Below are 19,915 nucleotides of genomic sequence, written 5' to 3'. Positions count from 1 at the left end.
GAAGGCGCATCATCCTGCAAAATCCCGCCAGGCGCCGTCGCCGACACGCCGCGCCCCCAACGGAGAACCCGATGAGCTTCGTCCCGCGTCTGATTCTGCTGCTGGTCGCCTGCGGCGCCCTGCTGATCGGCATTCAGGTGCCCAACTTCAGCGATCAGTACCGCAAGCGGGTGGATGCCCACCTCAGCGAAGTGCAGACCAATCTCGCGCCTTTCCAGGAAATCGCCGACCGCTTTCACAATGGCTCGCTGGACGCGCTGATTGCGCATCACGAGGCCAGCAGCGACGCCACCTTCCGCGCCGAAGGCGATGCCATCCGCTTCATGCAGCAGCGGGCCCAGCGCTTCCAGGCCGAGTTGACCCAGATGCTGGCGCCGCTGCCGCAGCAGGTCTGGCACATGGTCAGAAACGGCGACCGCGACCTCCTCGGCGAGACCCGCGCGCAGTATTCCTTCGGCATCCTGCTGGACCAGACCGCGCTGCTGGCGGGTCTGGCACTGGTGGTGCCCTGCGTGCTGGTGCTCGAACTGCTGTTCGCCGGCATGCGCCGCTTCGTCGGACCCGATCCCGGCGCGCGGCGTCACACCGTCAGGTGATGTCGCACCATCTCGTCGCTGAGTTCCGAGATTGCCCCGCCGGCCACCGCGCGGCCCTTGTCCAGAATCCGGAAGTCGCTGGCCACGCGGCGGGCGAACGGCAGCTTCTGTTCGACGATCAGTACGGTCAGGCCGGTCTCGGCGTTGAGGCGCAGTAGCAGATCGCCGATCTCGTGGACGATGTTGGGCTGGATGCCCTCGCACGGCTCATCCAGGATCAGCAACTTGGGCTGCAGCAACAGCGCGCGACCGATGGCGAGCTGCTGCTGCTGCCCGCCCGACAGGTCACCGCCGCGACGGCGCAGCATCTGCTTGAGCACCGGAAAAGTGGTGTATACGCGCTCCAGTGCATCGGCTGGCCGTGTGCGCTTGGCGAACAGCCCCATGCGCAGGTTCTCCTCCACCGTGAGCTGCGAAAAGATCTCGCGACCCTGCGGCACGTAGCCGATCCCCATCGCCGCGCGGGCTTCGGCGGCGTGGCGGCGAATGTCGGCGCCGTCGAAGCCGATCTCACCAGAGACCGCCGGGATCAATCCCATGATGCATTTGAGCAAGGTGGTCTTGCCCATGCCGTTGCGGCCCATCAGGCAGGTGCGCGAACCGGTCGGTACCGACAGGCTGACGTCCCACAGGGTGTGCGAGCCACCATAGAACTGGTTGAGGTTGTTGATCTCGATCATGGAGCGTCGGTGCCCGAAAAGCGTTTGCCACGGATGACACGGAGCCCCACGGATGAAAAGCCAATCAGCCGCAGAATGCGCTGCACAGGCCCGTGTGTATCCGTGCCATCCGTGGCAAGGTTTTTCTCGCGCAGATCAGTCACCGAGATACACCTCGATCACCTTGGGATCGTTCTGCACCTGATCCATGCGGCCTTCGGCCAACACCGAACCCTGGTGCAGCACCGTCACCGTGCGCGCAATGGAGCGCACGAAATCCATGTCGTGCTCCACCACCACCACGGACCGCTTGCCGGCCAGCGACACCAGCAGTTCGGCGGTGCGCTCGGTCTCCTGCGGCGTCATGCCGGCGACCGGCTCGTCCACCAGCAGCAGCGCCGGGTCCTGCATCAGCAGCATGCCGATCTCCAGCCATTGCTTCTGGCCGTGCGACAACGAACCGGCCAGCGCCGAACGATGCGCCTGCAGGCCGATGGTCTCCAGCACCTCGTCGATGCGCAGATGCTGTTCCGGGGTCATCCGCGCAAACAGCATCTTCCACACCGACTTGTCGCCGGCCATGGCCAGCTCCAGGTTCTCGAACACGGAGTGCTCGCCGAAAACGGTGGGCTTCTGGAACTTGCGCCCGATTCCGGCTTCGGCGATCTCGGGTTCGGTCAGGGCCAGTAGATCCACGGTCTGACCAAACCAGGCCGAGCCCTCGTCGGGCCGGGTCTTGCCGGTGATGACGTCCATCATTGTGGTCTTGCCGGCGCCGTTGGGTCCGATAATGCAGCGCAGCTCGCCGGCCTCCACATACAGGGACAGATTGTTCAGCGCGCGAAAGCCATCAAAGCTGACGGTGATGCCTTCGAGATACAAAATGATGTTGTGCGAAAGGTCCAGACGCGGCGCGCGCGCCTGGTGCGACATGAAATCGAACACCTGGGAACGGTCCGTCAGGCGCTCCAGCGTACCGAGAACGCTCATGAGCTCGACACCCCTTTTCGTCTCATCAGCAAGCCCTGCAGTTTGGGCATCAAGCCGACCACTCCCTTGGGCATGAACAGTGTCACCACCACGAACAGCGCGCCCAGGCCGTACAGCCAGATTTCCGGAAAGCTGCCGGTGAGCACGGTCTTGGCGTAGTTCACCACCAGCGCGCCGACCACGGCGCCGTACAAGGTGCCGCGCCCGCCCACCGCCACCCAGATCACGATCTCGATCGCGTTGATCGGCGCAAACTCACCGGGGTTGATGATGCCCACCTGCGGCACATACAAGGCGCCGGCCAAACCTGCGAGCATCGCGGAGAACACGAACAGCCACAGCTTGTAGTTCTCCACCCGGTAGCCGATGAAGCGCGCGCGGCTTTCGGCATCGCGAATCGCCTGCACCACCCGTCCGAAACGCGAGCGGACGATATAACGACAGGCGAAGTAGCCCAGCCCCAGACTGATCGCCGTCACCACGAACAATCCTGCGCGCACGCCGGGCTGACCGAGGTCGAAGCCGAGCAGTTCCTTGAAGTCGGTCAGCCCGTTGTTGCCGCCGAAACCCATCTCGTTGCGGAAGAACGCCAGCAGCAGTGCGTAGGTCAGCGCCTGGGTGATGATGGAAAGATAAACACCGGTGACCCGCGAGCGAAATGCCAGCCAGCCGAACACGTAGGCCAGCAGCCCGGGCACCAGGAACACCATCAGCATGGCAAACCAGAACATGTCCATGCCGTGCCAGAACCACGGCAGCTCCTTCCAGTCCAGGAACACCATGAAGTCCGGCAACACTGGATCGCCATAGACGCCGCGCGTCCCAATCTGGCGCATCAGGTACATGCCCATCGCGTAACCGCCCAGGGCGAAGAACGCGGTATGCCCCAGACTGAGAATGCCGCAGTACCCCCAGATCAGGTCCACCGCAACCGCCAGCAGCGCGAAGCACAGATACTTGCCCAGCAAGGTCACGGTGTAGCTGCTGATGTGCAGGGGATTGCCTTCCGGAACCGCCAGATTCAGCACGGGCACCAGCAACGTCACCAGCGCCAACACCGTGAAGAACGCACCCGAGCCGGGATCGTTGCGCAGCAGGCCGCGATAGGACTGGACGGGATTCATCACAAGCCCTCCGCGGCGCGGCCTTTCTGCGGGAACAGGCCTCTGGGCTTGCGCTGGATGAACAGGATCAGTGCCACCAACACCAGGATCTTGGCCAGGACCGCCCCCGCATAGGGCTCCAGCAGCTTGTTGATCACGCCCAGCGACATGCCGCCGATCAAGGTGCCCCACAGGTTCCCGACCCCGCCGAACACCACCACCATGAACGAATCGATGATGTAGGCCTGGCCCAGATTGGGGCCCACGTTGGTGAGCTGCGACAGCGCCACTCCGGCGATGCCGGCGATGCCGGCACCGAGGCCAAAGGTGGCGGCGTCGACGAACGAACTGCGCACGCCCATGGCGCGTGCCATCGCGCGATTCTGCGATACCGCGCGCACCTGCAAGCCCAGCGGCGTGCGCTTGAGCACCATCAGCAGTCCGGCAAACACGATCAGCGAGAACAGCAGGATGTACAGACGGTTGTAGGTCAGCGCGAACAGCTCGTTGATCTGCCACACGCCGCTCATGAAATCGGGAATCGCCACCGGCCGGTTGTTGGGCGAGAACACCGAGCGCACCAGCTGCTGCAGGATCAACGAAAGTCCGAAGGTCGCCAGCAGCGTCTCCAGTGGACGCCCGTACAAATGGCGCACGATGCCGCGTTCGATCGCCACCCCGAACAGCCCCGACACGACGAACGCGGCAGGCACGGACAGAATCAGCGACCAGCCCAGATGATCGGGCATCAACAGCTGCATCACATAAGCGGTGTAGGCGCCCAGCATGATCAACTCGCCGTGCGCCATGTTGATCACCCCCATCACGCCAAAGGTAATGGCCAGCCCGATCGCCGCCAGCACCAGCACCGACCCCAGCGAAAGTCCGAAGAACAGGGTCTCGGCCATACCGTAGAGCTGCCGCCGCGAATCGATCTGCGCCAGCGCCTCGCGCGCCGCATCGCGCACCCGAACGTCCGGCTCGGCATAGGCGCCCGAACTGTCCCGCTCCACCAGCGTGCGCAGGCGGTTATGCACCTCGGCGGCGTACTCCCCTTCGAGCGTGCGCACCGCGGCCAGGCGCCGCTCGACATCGGCGCTGCCGAGGTCGTCCATGGCCAGGCCCACCTGCAGCGCCCGCTTCACCCGCGCACTGGTTTCCACCTGCAGCCGCGCGCGAAAAGCCGCAACCGTGTCGGCGTCCAGATTGCGCAGCGACTCACGGATCGCAGCGCGCCGCACGTCAGCGTCCTCGTCGTTGAGGTCTATCTGTGCCACCAGCCCACGCAGCAGCTTGCGCAACGAATTATTGGTGCCGATCTTCTTGTAACCCTCGGCCGGAACCGTCGTCAGGCTTTTCAGGGAGACCGGATCGGTCAGCGCCAGCGCATCGCCGTCGGGCTTGCCGATGAGCACCGCGCCATCGGCCTCTCGCGCATACAACTCGCCGTCCAGAAACGCCGCGAGGGTGGCGCGCGCACCGGGCTCGGCGCTCTGCGCGACCGCCACGGCAATGTCCTGCTTCTGGCGGAAATTGGCGTTAGCCAGAGGCGCCAACGTCTGCGCCAGATCGGCGGGCGGGGGCGGCTGCGCCGGCGCCGGCACGGGGCCGAACATCGCCGCCACGGCGATCACGGCAAGCAGGCCTGCCCTGGGGAGGGCCCGGTGCCAAAACCTGCCGACGGCGGATGTTGAGAGCATGAGCATCGATCTCGTCTTCTGCACGAATCTCGCCAATGTTTTGGGGTGCCCGGAAAAAACCGACTGCAGGCGCAAACCTGCAGCCGGCCCCCAGGGGACCTCAGGAGCTTTTTCCAGACCTTGCGACGAACGCGAACCTCAATAGTTCTGACCCGAACAGGCCTTGGTCTTGGTGTTGTAGTTGCCGCACTTGAGCGTCACCCAATCGGCTTCGATGTCCTTGGACCCTTCCAGGAAATCGCTCCAGGCGTCGCCGGGAACTTCGCCATCGGTCTGCCAGACGATGTCGAACTGGCCGTCCTCGCGCACCTCGCCGATCAGCACCGGCTTGGTCAGGTGATGATTGGGCAGCATCTTGGCGGTGCCGCCGGTGAGATTGGGCACTTCCAGGCCGATGATGGCTTCGGACACCTTGTCGACATCCACCGTGCCCGCCTTCTCCGCTGCAGCCACCCAGAGCTGGAAGCCGATGACGGTGGCTTCCATGGGGTCGTTGAAGGTGCGCTTGTCGTTCTTGATGAACTTCTGCCACTGCGAAATGGCAGCCTTGTTGGCCGGATCATCCACGCTCATGAAGTAGTTCCACGCCGCCAGATGGCCGACCAGGGGCTTGGTATCGAGCCCGGCGAGTTCTTCCTCGCCCACCGAGAACGCCACCACGGGGATGTCTTCGGCCGAGATCTGCTGGTTGCCCAGCTCCTTGTAGAACGGCACGTTGGCGTCGCCGTTGATGGTCGAAACCACCGCGGTCTTCTTGCCGGCGCTGCCGAACTTCTTGATGTCCGACACGATCGACTGCCAGTCGGAATGCCCGAACGGCGTGTAGTTGATCATGATGTCCTCGGCCGCCACGCCCTTGGCCGTCAGGTAGGCCTCGAGAATCTTGTTGGTGGTGCGCGGGTAGACGTAGTCGGTGCCGGCCAGAACCCAGCGCTCGACCTCGATCTCGTTCATCAGGTAGTCCACCGCCGGGATCGCCTGCTGGTTGGGCGCCGCACCGGTGTAGAAGACGTTCTTGGACGACTCTTCACCCTCGTACTGCACCGGGTAGAACAGCAGGCCGTTGTTCTTCTCGAACACCGGCAGCACCGACTTGCGCGACACGCTGGTCCAGCAGCCGAAGGTCACCGCGACCTTGTCCTTGACCAGCAACTGCTCGGCCTTCTCGGCAAACAGCGGCCAGTTGGAGGCCGGATCGACCACCACCGCTTCGAGCTTCTTGCCGAGCACGCCGCCCTTGGCGTTCTGCTCGTCGATCATCATCAGGACGGTGTCCTTCAGCGTGGTCTCCGAGATCGCCATGGTGCCGGACAGCGAGTGCAGCACGCCGACCTTGATGGTGTCGGCCGCATGCGAGGTGAAGCTGGCTGCGCCGAGCGCGGCGGCCGCCAGAATGATTTTGAGTTTCATGAAGCAGACTCCGTTGTTGAGGTGAAAATGCCGGCGCCGGCCGGTGACCGCCGACGCGTGGATGACGCTGAATCTGTCGAATCAGAACGTGAACAGGGCTTCGACCGCGACCGTGTCCGAATCGCCGTTGGTATCGGACTCATCCATGCGGTACTCGAACACGAGCAGCAGGTTGTCGCCGACCTTGTAGCTGGGCGCGAGGGTGATGGCGCTGCCGTCGTCGGCGGTGGCGCCGGAGGCGGTCTGGATCTCGAAGTCGTGATAGCGGACCGTGAATCCCAAAGGTCCGGTGGCGTAGTTGCCCATCAACAGAAACCCATCGCCGTCGCCATCCACGACCGCGCTGGAAGCACCGTATTCGACCGTGTTGAATTCGCCCGCGAAGGTGAATCCCGCGGCCGCGTAGGACGCCCAGACGTTGACGACGTCGGTGTCGGTGTCCTGATCCGAGATGAAGAACGCCTTGGCGGTCAGGCCATCGGCGGGCATCAGCGCCAAGCCCACTTCGTATCCCATCTTGTCGTCGACGTCCTCGACGCTGTTGCGGTCGTTCGGATTGAAGGGACTGGTGACGACAGAGCCCATGAGGGCGAACTTGCTGCCGCCGTAGAAGGCCGACGCGCCGTTCTGGTAGAAGCCGTAGAAGTACTTGGCGTAGCCGGTGCCGCTAAACTGGAACAGGCCAGTGGGCTCTTCGGTTTCCCAACCGCTGTAGCTCAGGAAGCGGCCCACCTTGACGCTGAACTGCTCGGTAAACGCCTTGGTGACAAATGCCTGCTCGACGAAGGTCTCGTCGTCGCTGCCATCGAAGCCCTCGCCGTATTCGATATCGACTTGGGCGGAAACACCCTGCGACCCGGCATATTTGAAAGTGGTCTCGAACTGATCGATGCCGATGCTTTCCGTGCTCGATCCTTCATCGGGCGAGAAGTTCGAGTACGACATGTCGAGAAAGCCGGCGATGCTGAAGCCCTTCCCCAACTCGATCTCGGCATGTGCCACCGGCATGGCACCCGCGGCGCCCGCGGCCATCAGTGCCGATGCCCAGCGCGTTGCCTTGTTGATCCGGCTCATCCGCCGTGTTCCCACGTCTTGCTTGTCCACGTTCATCTCCCTGTCTGTACAGCCAAAATGGGCACCAGGCCCCGAAACAAAGTCCTTCTCCCCCAACCGACGTCGGCACTTCCTGTCGCGAGCTCGCGCCGCTCCCGCGACGGCATCAGGCGTCGGCAGGCGCATTGCCCGTCCTCCCCTTGTTGATGGCGACCGTGGTCGCGGCGGTGCGTGTTTCCACGCTGAGCTTCTGGAAGATGTGTTCGAGGTGCTTGTTGACCGTGCGCGGACTCATCTCCAGCACGGCGCCGACTTCGGTATTGGTCTTGCCCAGCGCCACCCAGTGCAGCACCTCGGCCTCGCGCTGAGTGAGCTTGAGGGCACGCATCAGCGCAGCAGGTTCCGGCACATGAACCTGGCTTTGAATCAGCAGGCGGCGATCACCACCGCGCGCGGCACCCAGGCGGCTGAACACCAGCCGGCGATCCACGCCGGGCCAGTTGAAGCTGCTGTCCAGGTTCCTGCCCAACCATTGACGCAGGGCCGCGGGCAGGCGCGCATCGGCATCAAGCACGTCACCCAGCCAGCGCCGCGCCAACGGCGTCGCCCAACGCACGCGGCAGTCGACGTCCACCGCGACGATGGCGTCGCCCGCGGCATCGGCGGCCTGCTGCGCCTCGGCCATCACGCGGGCGTTGCTCAGGTGCGCGCCGATGCGTGCCAGTACCTCCTGCGTACGGACGGGCTTGGTGACGTAATCGGCGCCGCCGCACTCAAAGCCGCGGACGACATCGTCGGAGTCGGTGAGTCCGGTCATGAACAGCACCGGGATATGCCGCGTGACCAGATCGGACTTCAGACGCCGGCAGGTTTCGAATCCGTCCAGTCCCGGCATCACGGCGTCCAGCAGGATCAGATCCGGCGGTTCGAGCTGGACGCTTTCCAGCGCGCGCACCCCGCTGGTGGCGACACGCACGCGGTACCCGGCCTGTTCGAGCGCGTCGTGCAGCATCGCCAGATTGGCGGGCACGTCGTCCACGATCATCACCACCGCGGGCGCCTCAGTAGTGCTCGGCTGTGTCATCCGACACCTCCTGCAGCACGCGCATGTATTCGGGGAGCTCGAAGGCCTTGACGTGGCGGCGCAGCCGCGCGGTCAGGGCCGCATGCCGGGGATCGCGCAGGTCGAGCTGGTCCAGGTGATCCAGAATGCCGCGCACGTGACCGAGGTCGCCGAGCTGACGCAGCACCGATAGCTCGGTGCGATCCAGCGGTGGCGTGGCGACCATGGATTCGAGGACAGCGATCGGTCGCACACCGGTGATCCAGATCAGATCCAGGCGCTGACGGATGCGCTCCATCAGACGTGCAACACTCACCGGCTTGGCCAGAAAATCCTCCACGCCGATACTGGCGCTGGCCGCCTGCGCGGTGTCGAACTGGTCCGCCGAGATCACCACCACCGGCAGATGCCCGGACACCTGCGTGCGCATCAGGCGTGCGGTTTCCCAGCCGTTCATGCCCGGCATGCCGATATCCAGCAACACCAGATCGGGAGCCGCGCTGGCCACCGCGCGCAGGGCCTCGATACCGGAAGAAGCCTGCACCACGTCGAAGCCGATCGGCTGCAGGATGCTGGCCAGGAATTCACGGTCGACCGTGGTGTCGTCGACCAGCAGCAGACTGCGACGCGGACCGGCGTAGCCGGAAATATCCAGCGGCGGCGGCTCCGGTCGCGGCTGCGGGTTGCGTACCTCGGGCAGGAACAGGCGCACCTCGAACACGCTGCCGGCGCCCGGACTGCTGCTGGCCCTGAGCTCGCCGCCCATCAGATTGGTGAGCATGCGCGCGATGGTCAGGCCCAGCCCGGTGCCGATCTGCGAGGTCGTCGCTGCGCTGGGACCGCGCTCGAACGGCAGGAAGATGCGCTCCAGGTCCTCGGCCGCAATGCCGGCACCGCTGTCGCGGATTTCGAAACTCACGATGTCGCGCCGCGCGCGCACTTCCAGCTTGGTGCCGCCGCGATCGGTGAACTTGACCGCGTTGCCGAGGATGTTGATGAGGATCTGACCCAGGCGCTTCTTGTCGGCGCGCACCACCGCGGGCAGGCGGCCGCTCACGACATGCTCGAAGCTCACGCCCTTGGATTGCGCCTGCAGGCGGAACATGCCGACGATCTGCTCGATGAATTCGGGCAGACGCAGTTCCTCGGTCTCCAGCGCCAGCTTGCCGCTCTCGATCTTGGCCAGGTCCAGTAAGCCATCCACCAGCGATGCCAGGTGATCGCCACTGCGGCGGATCACCGCCAGCGCCTCGCGCCGGTGCGCCGGAATGGCAGGGTCATGCTCCAGTACCTGGGCATAGCCCAGAATGCTGTTGAGTGGGGTACGCAGCTCGTGGCTGATGCCGTTGACGTAGCGGCTCTTGGCCTGGTTGGCGCGCTCCGCAATCTGTTTGGCGGTCTGCAGGTCGGCGTCGGTCTTCTGGTGCGCCTCGATCTCGCGCATCAGCAGTTCGGTCTGACGGTCGGTTTCCTGCTGCGCCACGCGCCGGCTCTCGGCGGTCAGCACCACCCACCACCCACCGACGCCGCAGCCCAGCATCAACACCGCATACAGCGTCAACAGGCTGGACTGCAGTGCCGGAATCGGGGCCGGCGCGTAGGCCACCTGGTAGGCGTAGATCGCGCCCAGCACCAGGCCCAGCAGCACCGCTGCGCCGGTGAACAGCAGCAGGAACTGACCCACGCGCGTCTGCGACTGCGTCGATGCCGCCGCCGGCAGCAGCCGCCGCGCCAGCACTGCAAACTGATCCGCGAAGCCGGCCCCGGGTTTGCAGCGGTCATGGCAGCGCACGTCCAGCGAACAGCACAGCGAACAGATCGGGCCACGGTAGGCCGGACACATCGCCATGTCCTCGGGCTCGTAGCGTTTCTCGCAGATGCAGCAGCGCTGCGCCTTGCGCGCCTTCAACAGGGTCGCGTCGGGCTGTCGCGCAATGTAGTAGCGACCACCGGTGCCCCAGGCGATCAGCGGTGCACAGACGAACGCGGTGACCAGCGCGATAAAGGCTGAAAAGGCCTGCGCGTAGGGTCCGAACATACCGGCGTAGGCGGACACCGAGATCAGCGAGGCGATCAGCATGCTGCCGACGCCGACCGGGTTGATGTCGTAGAGGTGCGCGCGCTTGAATTCGATGCCCTTGGGCGACAGTCCCAGCGGCTTGTTGATGACCAGGTCCGCCACCAGCGCACCGACCCAGGCGATGGCGATGTTCGAGTACAGGCCCAGTACTTTCTGCAGTGCGGCGAACACGCCGAGCTGCATCAACAGCAACGCGATGCCGACGTTGAACACCACCCATACCACCCGGCCGGGATGGCTGTGCGTGACTCTGGCGAAGAAGTTCGACCAGGCCAGCGAGCCGGCATAGGCGTTGGTGACGTTGATCTTGAGCTGGCTGAGCACCACCAGCACCGTCATTGCGATCAACGCCAGTTGCGGCGACTCGAACACGTAGCCGAACGCATGCAGATACATGGTGGCCGGCTCCAGCGCGTGCTGTGCCGGCACCAGATGCTTCATCGCCACGAATGCGAGCAGCGCGCCGCCGAGCATGCGCAGCGCGCCGAAGCCGATCCAGCCGGGTCCGGCGATCAGCAGGCTGGCGGTCCAGCTCACCCGATTGGCGCGGGTCTTCTCCGGCAGGAAACGCAGGAAGTCGATCTGCTCGCCGACCTGCAGCACCATCGCCAGCACCAGGCTGGCGGCGGCGCCGAACATCAGCAGATCGAAGCCGGCGCTGCCCTGGCCGACGAAATCGGTGAGCTCGCGCACGCTCTCCGGCGACTTCATCAGCACGAACACGTACGGCGCTGCCAGCAGGATCAGCCACAGCGGCTGGGTCCAGGCCTGGAAGCGGTTGATCAGGGTGATGCCGTGCGTCACCAGCGGAATCACCACCAGGGCGCTGACCAGGTAGGCGACGGTGAGCGGCATGTCGAAGCACAGCCGCAGCGCGATCGCCATGATGGTGGCTTCGAGCGCAAAGAAGATGAAGGTGAAGCTGGCGTAGATCAGTGAGGTGATGGTCGAGCCGATGTAGCCGAAACCGGCACCGCGCGTTAGCAGGTCCATGTCCAGCGCGTACTTGGCGCCGTACCAGGAGATCGGCAGGCTCACCAGGAAGATCACCACCGAGGCGAACACGATGGCCCAGAACGCATTGGTGAAGCCGTAGGACAACAGGATCGATGCGCCCACCGCCTCCAACAGCAGAAAGGCGATGGAACCGAACGCCGTGTTGGCCACGCGCAGCGGCGACCACTTGCGAAAACTGCGCGCGGTATAGCGCAGCGCGTAGTCCTCGATCGACTCGTTGGCCACCCAGGTGTTGTAGTCGCGGCGCAGCTTGACGATCCGCTGGATCGGCGGTCCGTCGTGCCTGCTGCCCTGCGGGGTCTGGGATGAAGCGGTGGTCATGCGGCGCGAGTTCAATGGCAGGGCCAGGTGCCCGCCGTCCCGAGGCAGGGCGCAATAAGCGGGCCGTTGCCGCGGCCGCCGACTACGTCAATTGACGTATGAACAAGCGCCTACCGGGCTTCCACAGTCCCGACTCGCGGTCGCGGTCGCGTGGCGCAATCCTTGCGGTACGCAGGGCATCGAACATTCACAACGAGGAACCGCGCATGAAACGGCCATTGCGGTGGGCCCGCGCCACCGGCGCCTGTGTTGGCTCATCCCTGCTGCCGATCGGCAGCGCCGTCCAGGCCCACCCCGGACACGATCACGGCAATCTGATGTCCGTGTTGCTGCATCACGCGCTTGGCGCCCACGGCTTGCCGGTCCTGCTGGCAATGGTGGCCATTGCCGGGGCCAGCCTGTGGGCATTCAAGCGCCGGCCGCCGACCGCGCAGCCGCGGTCGGATCGCGGGCGCCGACCTCGCCATTGATGTTCGACGGCCGGCCGACGATGGCGTCGAACTGCCCACAGGCTCCCGGCGGGACGTCTACGGGCACCACCGGCTGGCACGCGGAGTTGGCTTTGAAGTTCGAGCGCCGCGGGTCGTGCACCGTTCTGGCGCACATGCACCATCGAGGGCCGCTGCGGGTGCAGAAGATCCTGTACCCGGAAACCCCGGCTCGCGCCGAGGTGCTGCTGCTGCATCCGCCCTCGGGCATCGCCGGCGGCGATCAACTGCACTTTGACATCGACATCGAGGCGCAGTCGCAACTGCGCGTCACCACCCCCGGCGCAGCCAAGTGGTATCGGTCCGGCGGTGCGCAGGCCTCGCAGACGCTGCGTCTGCAGGTCGCGGATGGCGCCGTGCTGGAGTGGCTGCCACAAGAGGCCATCGTCTATGACGACGCACGCATCCAGGTCCGCACGCAACTGGCCTGCACCCGCAAGGCTCGAATCTGCGGCTGGGATTTGTGGATGCTCGGACGCAAGGCTTCCGGGGAGGATTTCCGCAGCGGCTACCTGCATCAGGTCACCGAGTTGCGTCGCGACGACCGCCTGCTGTGGATGGAGCGTTCGCGGCTGGATGCCACCGATGCGCTGCGTGCCTCGCCCCTGGGTTGGAACGGTGCCCGCGCGCTGGGCAGCCTGTGGGCGCTCGGTCTGCCGGCCGACGACAGCCTGTTGCAGGCCTGTCGCGAGATCGAAGAACCCGGCGTGGCGCTGGGCATCACCCGCTTCGAACACGGCCTGTGGCTGGCACGGGCACTGAGCGAGTCGGTGGAACGTGCACGGCAGGCGCTGACCCGCATCTGGCAGTTGCTGCGCCCCGCGCTGTGCGGCGGCGGTGCCGATCTGCCACGCATCTGGGCGACCTGAGGAACCGACGATTCGATGGAACTGACACCAAGAGAAAAAGACAAGCTGTTGATCTTCACTGCCGGCCTGCTGGCCGAACGGCGCAAGGCGCGCGGCCTCAAGCTCAACTATCCCGAGTCGGTGGCCTACATCAGTGCCGCGATCCTGGAAGGCGCGCGTGATGGCCGCACGGTGGCCGAGCTGATGAGCAGTGGTCGGACGCTGCTGACGCGTGCCGAAGTCATGGATGGCGTGCCGGAAATGATTCCGGACATCCAGGTCGAGGCGACGTTTCCGGACGGCACCAAGCTGGTGACCGTCCACAATCCCATCGTCTGAGGCCGCGCATGATTCCCGGAGAACTGCTGATCGACGACGGCGAACTCGCACTCAACGTCGGGCGCAAGACCGTGACCCTGGTCGTCGCGAACAGCGGCGACCGCCCGATCCAGGTCGGCTCGCATTACCACTTCTTCGAGACCAACCCGGCGCTGCGCTTCGAGCGCAAGGCCGCGCGCGGTTTCCGGCTCAACATCGCGGCCGGCACCGCGGTGCGCTTCGAGCCGGGGCAGGAACGCACGGTGGAACTGGTCGCGCTTGGCGGGGATCGCGTCGTGTTTGGATTCAACGCGCTGATCTCCGGGCCGCTCGACAAACCAAAGTCCGCGACGAAGAGCAAGCGTAGCCCGGGTGCAACCCGGGGCCGTTCCTCGCCGGGAACGAAAAGCCCCGGGTTGCACCCAGGCTACGGGAGGAAGACCCGATGACCGCCTCCATCACCCGCCGCGCCTATGCCGAGATGTTCGGTCCCACCGTCGGTGATCGTGTGCGGCTCGCCGACACCGAACTGCTGATCGAGGTGGAGAAGGACTTCACCCTGCTCGCCGGATCGTACGGCGAGGAAGTGAAGTTCGGCGGCGGCAAGGTGATCCGCGACGGTCAGGGCCAGTCGCAGCGCGTTTCCAAATACGTGGCCGACACCGTGATCACCAACGCGCTGATCGTCGACTACTGGGGCATCGTCAAGGCCGATATCGGCATCAAGAACTCGCGTATCAGCGCCATCGGCAAGGCCGGCAATCCGGACATCCAGCCGGGCGTGAATATCGTCATCGGTGCCGGCACCGAGGTCATCGCCGGCGAAGGCATGATCGTGACCGCCGGCGGCATCGACAGCCACATCCACTTCATCTGCCCGCAGCAGATCGAAGAGGCCTTGATGTCCGGCGTCACCACCATGATCGGCGGCGGCACCGGCCCCGCGACCGGAACGTTCGCGACAACGTGCACGCCCGGTCCCTGGCATCTCGAACGCATGCTGCAAGCCGCCGACGCCTACCCGATGAACATCGGCTTCCTCGGCAAGGGCAACGCGAGCCAGGCGGCGCCGCTGCTCGAACAGATCAAGGCCGGGGCGATTGGTTTGAAATTGCACGAGGACTGGGGCACCACGCCCGCATCCATCGACTGCTGCCTGTCGGTCGCCGAGGACACTGACACCCAGGTCGCGATCCACACCGACACGCTCAACGAGTCCGGCTTCGTCGAACACTCGGTGAAGGCGTTCAAGGGCCGCACGATTCACACCTACCACACGGAAGGTGCAGGCGGCGGCCACGCACCGGACATCATCAAGGTCTGCGGCGAGCCGAACGTGCTGCCGTCCTCGACCAATCCGACGCGCCCCTACACCGTGAACACGCTGGACGAGCATCTCGACATGCTCATGGTCTGCCACCACCTCGATGCGAGCATCGCGGAGGACGTGGCCTTCGCCGAGTCGCGCATCCGTAAGGAGACCATCGCGGCCGAGGACATCCTGCACGACATCGGCGCGTTCTCGATGATCTCGTCCGACAGTCAGGCGATGGGCAGAGTCGGCGAAGTCATCATCAGAACCTGGCAGACCGCGCACAAGATGAAGACGCAGCGCGGTGCGCTCGCCAGCGACACCGCGCGGCACGACAACTTCCGCGTCAAGCGCTACGTCGCCAAGTACACGATCAATCCCGCGATCGCGCACGGTGTCTCGCACATCGTCGGCTCGGTCGAAGTCGGCAAGTGGGCCGACCTCGTGATCTGGAAGCCGGCGTTCTTCGGTGTGAAACCCTCGCTGATTCTCAAGGGCGGCGTGATCGCGGCGGCCGCGATGGGCGATCCGAACGCGTCGATCCCGACGCCGCAGCCGGTGCATTACCGGCCGATGTTCGGCAGCGCGGGCGGCTCGCTCACGCGCAGCTCGATTAGCTTCGTGTCGCAGGCCGCGGCCAAGGCCAAGGTGGGCGAGCGCTACAGCCTGCAGAAACCCGTTGTTGCGGTGAAGAACTGCCGCAGCATCGGCAAGCGCGACATGGTGCACAACAACCTGCAACCGAGGATCAGCGTCGACCCGGAAACCTACGAGGTCATCGCCGACGGCGAGTCGCTGAGCTGCGAACCCGCCAGCGTGCTGCCGATGGCGCAACGCTACTTTCTGTTCTGATGAGAACGACCTCCGGCCGTAGCCCGGTTTCGCGCCAACGAAGCCGGGATTTCGCCCATCCAATCCGTCCCGGCTTGGCGTTCGCCAAACCGGGCTACGTTCTACCGTCGGAACAGCACAGCGTCTTCGGCTCGAACATGGCGCCGGCCTCGCCGTGCGGGGCCGGGTTGCAAGGCGTCTTGGCATGATCCGCATCGAGCGCCGGCTGCCGGCGCGCGTCGACTTCGCCCAGCGCCGCCTGACCCTGCCCTACGCCGAGCGCTGCAAGAGCCGACTGCGCGTGCACCTGGACAACGACGAGGAAGCCGGCCTGTTCCTGCCGCGCGGCACGGTGCTGCGCGGCGGCGACCAGCTGCAGGCGGATGACGGCCGGGTGATCGAACTGCTTGCCTCGGCCGAGGCGCTTTATCGCGTGCAAGCCGCGCCGGATTCCAAAGACCCGCATTTCGACCTGCTGCGCGCGGCCTATCACCTGGGCAACCGCCATGTTCCGGTGCAGTTGCAGCCCGGCGTCCTGCTGCTGGAACGCGATGGCGTTCTGCGCGAGCTGCTGCTGCGCCTGGGTCTCCGGGTAAGCGAGGCGATCGCCCCATTCGAGCCCGAAGCCGGCGCTTACGGTGGCGGTCATCGCCACGATCACGACGTCTCCGGAGGCATGCTGGGCGAACAATTGTCGCGCCTGGCCCATGGCGATTCCGCGCCGGATTTCTCCGGCCAGCAGTTTCATCTGCTGCGATGACCGCCTCGCTGACCGCCCTGCTGCAACTAGCGAGCCCGGCCCTGCCGGTGGGAGCGTACAGCTATTCGCAAGGCCTGGAGAGCGCGATCGATTGCGGGATGGTGCACGATCAGGCCAGCGCCGGGCGATGGATCGAGCAGGGCTTGCGCCTGGTGCTGGCGCGCTACGAAGCCCCTCAGTGGCTGCGTCTGCATCGCGCGCTGGCCGTGCGCGACGTGGTGTCGGCGCAGGAATGCAATGACGAGTTCCTGGCCACGCGCGAAACCGGCGAGTTGCGTGCCGAGACGCTGCAGATGGGTTATTCGCTGATGCAGCTGATGACCCAACTGGGCCACGCTTCGCCACTGGCCGACGGCGAGATCGCCTATCCCAGCGCGCATGCCTGGGCCTGCGTGTGCTGGCACATCGACGAGCACGACGGCCTGCAGGCCTATCTCTATGGTTGGGTCGAGAATCAGGTGATGGCCGCGCTCAAGACCGTGCCTCTGGGCCAATCCGCCGGCCAGCGCCTGCTGCTGGGTTTGCGAGGCGGAATCGAGGCGGCGGCCGCGGAGGCACAGTCGCTTGGAGACGAGAAGCTGAGCACACAGACCCCGATGCTGGCGATTCTCAGTTGCCAGCACGAAGCGCAATACTCGCGCTTGTTCCGCAGTTGAGCTGGCAGTGTCGGCAATGAAGCAGAGGTCGGCTCGCGTTTCCCGCAGGTCCGTATGCGCCGGTGAATTCCGTGCAGGAAGGACGGTTCCAGGCGGTCGGCAACAAGCGATTTTTTGCAACCGAGATGGAGAACCATGAACGCATCCCCCTTGCGCGTCGGCGTCGGCGGACCGGTCGGCTCCGGCAAGACCACGCTGGTCGAGGTGCTTTGCAAGCGCATGCGCGAGCATCATCGGCTCGCCGTCATCACCAACGACATCTACACCCGCGAGGACGAACGCCTCTTGGTGGCGGCCGGCGCGCTGCCCGCCGAACGCATCATGGGCGTGGAGACCGGCGGCTGCCCGCATACCGCGATCCGCGAAGATGCCTCCATCAATCTGGAGGCGGTCGACCGCATGAGCAAGCGCTTCCCCGATCTGGAACTGATCTTCATCGAGTCCGGCGGCGACAATCTGGCGGCGACATTCAGCCCGGAACTGAGCGACCTGACGCTGTACGTGATCGACGTTGCCGGTGGCGAGAAGATTCCGCGCAAGGGCGGCCCCGGTATCACCAAGGCCGACCTGCTGGTCATCAACAAGATCGATCTGGCTCCCTATGTCGGCGCCTCGCTGGACGTGATGGCGCACGACGCCCAACGCATGCGCGGCGAGCGGCCGTTCGTGATGACCGATCTGAAAACCGGGACCGGCGTCGACGCGGTGATCCGTTTCATCGAACGTCAGGGCATGCTGGCATTCGCGGCCTGAACGTCAGTGCCGTGGACGGCGGGTCCGGATTCTTGAAAAGATGCGCCAGCTGCTACTGCCGTCCGCCAATTCCCAGACCGAGGCCGATCCATGAACAACGAATCGCTTGCCCCCACCGCCGACGGCACCGAGTCCGAACGCACCACGCTGCTGATTGCCTACATCCTGCACGGCCTGGCCGTGTTCAACGGCATCACCGCGATCGCCGGGGTGATCGTCAACCACCTCAAGGCCGGCGAGACCGGCAGCAGCTTCGTGGGCAGCCATCACCGCTGGCTGATCCGCACGTTCTGGTGGGGCCTGCTATGGGCCTTTGTCTGCGCCCTGCTGACCATGGTGTTTATCGGCGCGCTGGGCTTTCTGGTGCTGGCGGTGTGGTGGATCTACCGCATCGTACGCGGCGTGCTCAATTACACCGAACGCAAGCCCATGCCGGTCTGACGCGCGCGATGCGGCGGCTGCAGGTCAGGGTCAAGCCCGGCGCACGAGTGCAAACCCTGACCGAATGCGCCGACGGCACCTGGCTGGCGCAGGTCGAGGCGCCGCCGGTCGATGGCAAAGCCAACGAGGCCTTGATCGCGCTGATCGCCGCGCATTTCGACTTGCGCCGATCGCAGGTCGAAATCAAGACCGGGGCGGGCTCGCGCCTGAAACGGGTGCAACTCGCCAGCTGAACGCAGGCTGCGTCGCGATACCTGCGGCCCGGCTACCGCCGGCCATCGTCATCCGCGGATCTTGTCGGAGAAGTTGGGCCACACGCGCGTGGTCAGCAGTTCCAGGCTGCGCATCAGGGCGTCGTGCGGCATGTGGTTGTAGATGAACATCCAGAAGTAATCAACCGGCAATTGCTTGAACAGCGCTTCCAGTTTGCGGTTGACGGTGTCCGGGCTGCCGTGGATGACCAGCCCGCGCTCGGAGATCGCCTCGAAACTGTTGGGCACGGTGAACGGATTCTTTTCTTCCGGCGTGGCGATGGCGGCGTTGAAGCCGAACGGCTGGAAGAAATTGCACCAGATGAAGGCGCCGGCGTCGCGGGCAATGCGTTCGGCCTCCTCGTCGGTATCGGCAACGATGACCTCGCGGCTCATGGCCATGCCCTGGCCGTATTTGTAATCCAGGCCGGCGCGCTGCGCGGCCTCCTGCCCGGCCAGGAAGTGCCCGCGCACAACGTCGGGGTGGGTCATGATGGTCACCGGCACCACGCCGCGTTCCATCGCCCACTGGATGGAGCGCTCCGAGGTGGCAAAAGGCATGAACAGATCCGGGATCTGGTTGTTGTACAGCCCGGGCGCGATGCCGATCTCCTGGATGATGCCGTTTTCGTCCACGCCCTTGCCGTAGGCGCGACTGGTCTTGGCCGCCGGCCACTGGATGCCCGGCGTGGGAATCTGCCAGTGCTTGCCGTGGTAGCTGAAGGTGTCGTGCTTCCAGGCGGTCATCATGATGTCGAAGTGCTCCTCGAACAGGGAGCGCTTGAGTTCTTCGTAATCCTCGCCCTTGCCGGGCTCGCCCAGGCCATAGTGCTGGCCCAGCACATTGACCCAGCGCCCCTGATAGCCGCGGGCGAAGCCGGCGAACACGCGGCCCTGCAGCATCTGCGAGGCGATCGCGATGTCCTCGGCGCGGTTGACCGGATTCAGGCAGGGCAGCACATTGCCGAGCTGGCCGAACTTCATGCGCTTGGTGCGCAGGCCGAAGTAGAGGTTGAGCAGAACCGGATTGGTTGAGACTTCCTCGCCCTCGATGTGGAAATGGTGCTCGGTGGTGCCGGCGCCGTAGTAGCCGTGCTCGTCCATGAAGCCGATCTGCTCCGAGAGTTCCACCAGCATGCGCTGGTAGAGGTCGGTGCGCTTGCCGGCCATGCCCTGCTCGATCTCTTCCTTGCGGCCCAGGCTGGGCAGATAGAAGGCGGCGACTTCCATGGGGTTCTCCTCGCGGTTTAAGCGCGATGTTGGAC

General features: G+C 65.1%; 19 protein-coding genes and 1 pseudogene. 11 read left to right on the top strand and 9 right to left on the bottom strand.

Annotation, left to right across the window (positions count from 1 at the left end; all coding sequences use genetic code 11):
* Positions 1-71 precede the first annotated feature (71 nt).
* Positions 72-596, top strand: a complete 525-nt coding sequence (locus ACOOHP_RS04885) for a DUF2937 family protein (protein ID WP_420465337.1) — start codon at positions 72-74, stop codon at positions 594-596.
* On the opposite strand, the gene urtE is transcribed toward ACOOHP_RS04885, so the two are convergent.
* The 8 genes from urtE to ACOOHP_RS04845 all read right to left on the bottom strand — a co-directional run bounded on the left by urtE (position 581) and on the right by ACOOHP_RS04845 (position 11,992).
* Entirely contained in the window at positions 581-1,276 is a 696-nt protein-coding gene (gene urtE / locus ACOOHP_RS04880; protein ID WP_420465336.1) for an urea ABC transporter ATP-binding subunit UrtE, read from the bottom strand. The two genes, ACOOHP_RS04885 and urtE, sit on opposite strands and share 16 nt — an antisense overlap.
* A 135-nt stretch (positions 1,277-1,411) precedes the next feature.
* Positions 1,412-2,245: an urea ABC transporter ATP-binding protein UrtD gene (gene urtD / locus ACOOHP_RS04875; RefSeq protein ID WP_420465335.1), complete on the bottom strand. Its 834-nt coding sequence runs from the start codon at positions 2,243-2,245 to the stop codon at positions 1,412-1,414.
* The gene (gene urtC, locus ACOOHP_RS04870; RefSeq protein ID WP_420465334.1) at positions 2,242-3,369 is read right to left on the bottom strand and encodes an urea ABC transporter permease subunit UrtC; all 1,128 of its coding nucleotides are present in this window, start codon (positions 3,367-3,369) and stop codon (positions 2,242-2,244) included. The genes urtD and urtC overlap by 4 nt, the downstream gene beginning before the upstream one ends.
* Positions 3,369-4,964, bottom strand: coding sequence for an urea ABC transporter permease subunit UrtB (urtB, locus tag ACOOHP_RS04865; RefSeq protein WP_420466944.1), 1,596 nt, complete (start codon positions 4,962-4,964; stop codon positions 3,369-3,371). Before urtB ends, urtC begins: the two co-directional genes overlap by 1 nt.
* A 222-nt stretch (positions 4,965-5,186) precedes the next feature.
* The gene (gene urtA, locus ACOOHP_RS04860) at positions 5,187-6,458 is read right to left on the bottom strand and encodes an urea ABC transporter substrate-binding protein (protein ID WP_420465333.1); all 1,272 of its coding nucleotides are present in this window, start codon (positions 6,456-6,458) and stop codon (positions 5,187-5,189) included.
* 81 nt (positions 6,459-6,539) lie between these two features.
* A complete protein-coding gene (locus ACOOHP_RS04855) occupies positions 6,540-7,697 on the bottom strand; it encodes an outer membrane beta-barrel protein (protein WP_420465332.1) in 1,158 nt (385 codons plus the stop codon).
* On the bottom strand, positions 7,678-8,595 hold the full coding sequence (locus tag ACOOHP_RS04850) for a response regulator (RefSeq protein ID WP_420465331.1): 918 nt from the start codon (positions 8,593-8,595) through the stop codon (positions 7,678-7,680). The genes ACOOHP_RS04855 and ACOOHP_RS04850 overlap by 20 nt, the downstream gene beginning before the upstream one ends.
* Complete coding sequence (locus ACOOHP_RS04845) at positions 8,573-11,992, bottom strand: ATP-binding protein (RefSeq protein WP_420465330.1); 3,420 nt, start codon at positions 11,990-11,992, stop codon at positions 8,573-8,575. The genes ACOOHP_RS04850 and ACOOHP_RS04845 overlap by 23 nt, the downstream gene beginning before the upstream one ends.
* A 206-nt stretch (positions 11,993-12,198) precedes the next feature.
* Between ACOOHP_RS04845 and ACOOHP_RS04840 the strand changes: the two genes are divergently transcribed.
* The 10 genes and pseudogenes from ACOOHP_RS04840 (at position 12,199) to ACOOHP_RS04795 (ending at position 18,632) form a co-directional block, all read left to right on the top strand.
* Entirely contained in the window at positions 12,199-12,462 is a 264-nt protein-coding gene (locus ACOOHP_RS04840) for a hypothetical protein (RefSeq protein WP_420465329.1), read from the top strand.
* Positions 12,463-12,554: 92 nt separating this feature from the next.
* Complete coding sequence (locus tag ACOOHP_RS04835; RefSeq protein WP_420465328.1) at positions 12,555-13,349, top strand: urease accessory protein UreD; 795 nt, start codon at positions 12,555-12,557, stop codon at positions 13,347-13,349.
* A 15-nt stretch (positions 13,350-13,364) separates the two neighbouring features.
* Positions 13,365-13,667 (top strand): urease subunit gamma, encoded by a 303-nt coding sequence (gene ureA / locus ACOOHP_RS04830; RefSeq protein WP_420465327.1) that lies wholly within the window; start codon positions 13,365-13,367, stop codon positions 13,665-13,667.
* 8 nt (positions 13,668-13,675) lie between these two features.
* Positions 13,676-13,984 (top strand): annotated as a pseudogene (locus ACOOHP_RS04825) (urease subunit beta); the annotation flags it as partial.
* A gap of 107 nt (positions 13,985-14,091) precedes the next feature.
* A complete protein-coding gene (gene ureC, locus ACOOHP_RS04820) occupies positions 14,092-15,810 on the top strand; it encodes an urease subunit alpha (RefSeq protein ID WP_420465326.1) in 1,719 nt (572 codons plus the stop codon).
* A 184-nt stretch (positions 15,811-15,994) separates the two neighbouring features.
* Positions 15,995-16,549 (top strand): urease accessory protein UreE, encoded by a 555-nt coding sequence (gene ureE / locus ACOOHP_RS04815; protein ID WP_420465325.1) that lies wholly within the window; start codon positions 15,995-15,997, stop codon positions 16,547-16,549.
* Entirely contained in the window at positions 16,546-17,205 is a 660-nt protein-coding gene (locus ACOOHP_RS04810; protein WP_420465324.1) for an urease accessory protein UreF, read from the top strand. Before ureE ends, ACOOHP_RS04810 begins: the two co-directional genes overlap by 4 nt.
* A 135-nt stretch (positions 17,206-17,340) precedes the next feature.
* Positions 17,341-17,958, top strand: coding sequence for an urease accessory protein UreG (gene ureG, locus ACOOHP_RS04805; protein ID WP_420465323.1), 618 nt, complete (start codon positions 17,341-17,343; stop codon positions 17,956-17,958).
* Positions 17,959-18,048: 90 nt separating this feature from the next.
* Positions 18,049-18,399 (top strand): DUF4870 family protein, encoded by a 351-nt coding sequence (locus ACOOHP_RS04800; protein ID WP_420465322.1) that lies wholly within the window; start codon positions 18,049-18,051, stop codon positions 18,397-18,399.
* 8 nt (positions 18,400-18,407) lie between these two features.
* The gene (locus tag ACOOHP_RS04795; protein ID WP_420465321.1) at positions 18,408-18,632 is read left to right on the top strand and encodes a DUF167 domain-containing protein; all 225 of its coding nucleotides are present in this window, start codon (positions 18,408-18,410) and stop codon (positions 18,630-18,632) included.
* A gap of 48 nt (positions 18,633-18,680) precedes the next feature.
* On the opposite strand, the gene ACOOHP_RS04790 is transcribed toward ACOOHP_RS04795, so the two are convergent.
* On the bottom strand, positions 18,681-19,880 hold the full coding sequence (locus ACOOHP_RS04790; protein ID WP_420465320.1) for an LLM class flavin-dependent oxidoreductase: 1,200 nt from the start codon (positions 19,878-19,880) through the stop codon (positions 18,681-18,683).
* Positions 19,881-19,915: the final 35 nt, after the last annotated feature.

The sequence above is a fragment of the Panacagrimonas sp. genome (assembly GCF_965216805.1).
Classification (GTDB): Bacteria; Pseudomonadota; Gammaproteobacteria; order Nevskiales; family Nevskiaceae; genus Panacagrimonas.
The sequence above is the reverse complement of the archived record's forward strand: the minus strand, read 5'-3'. Positions and strand labels throughout refer to the sequence as shown.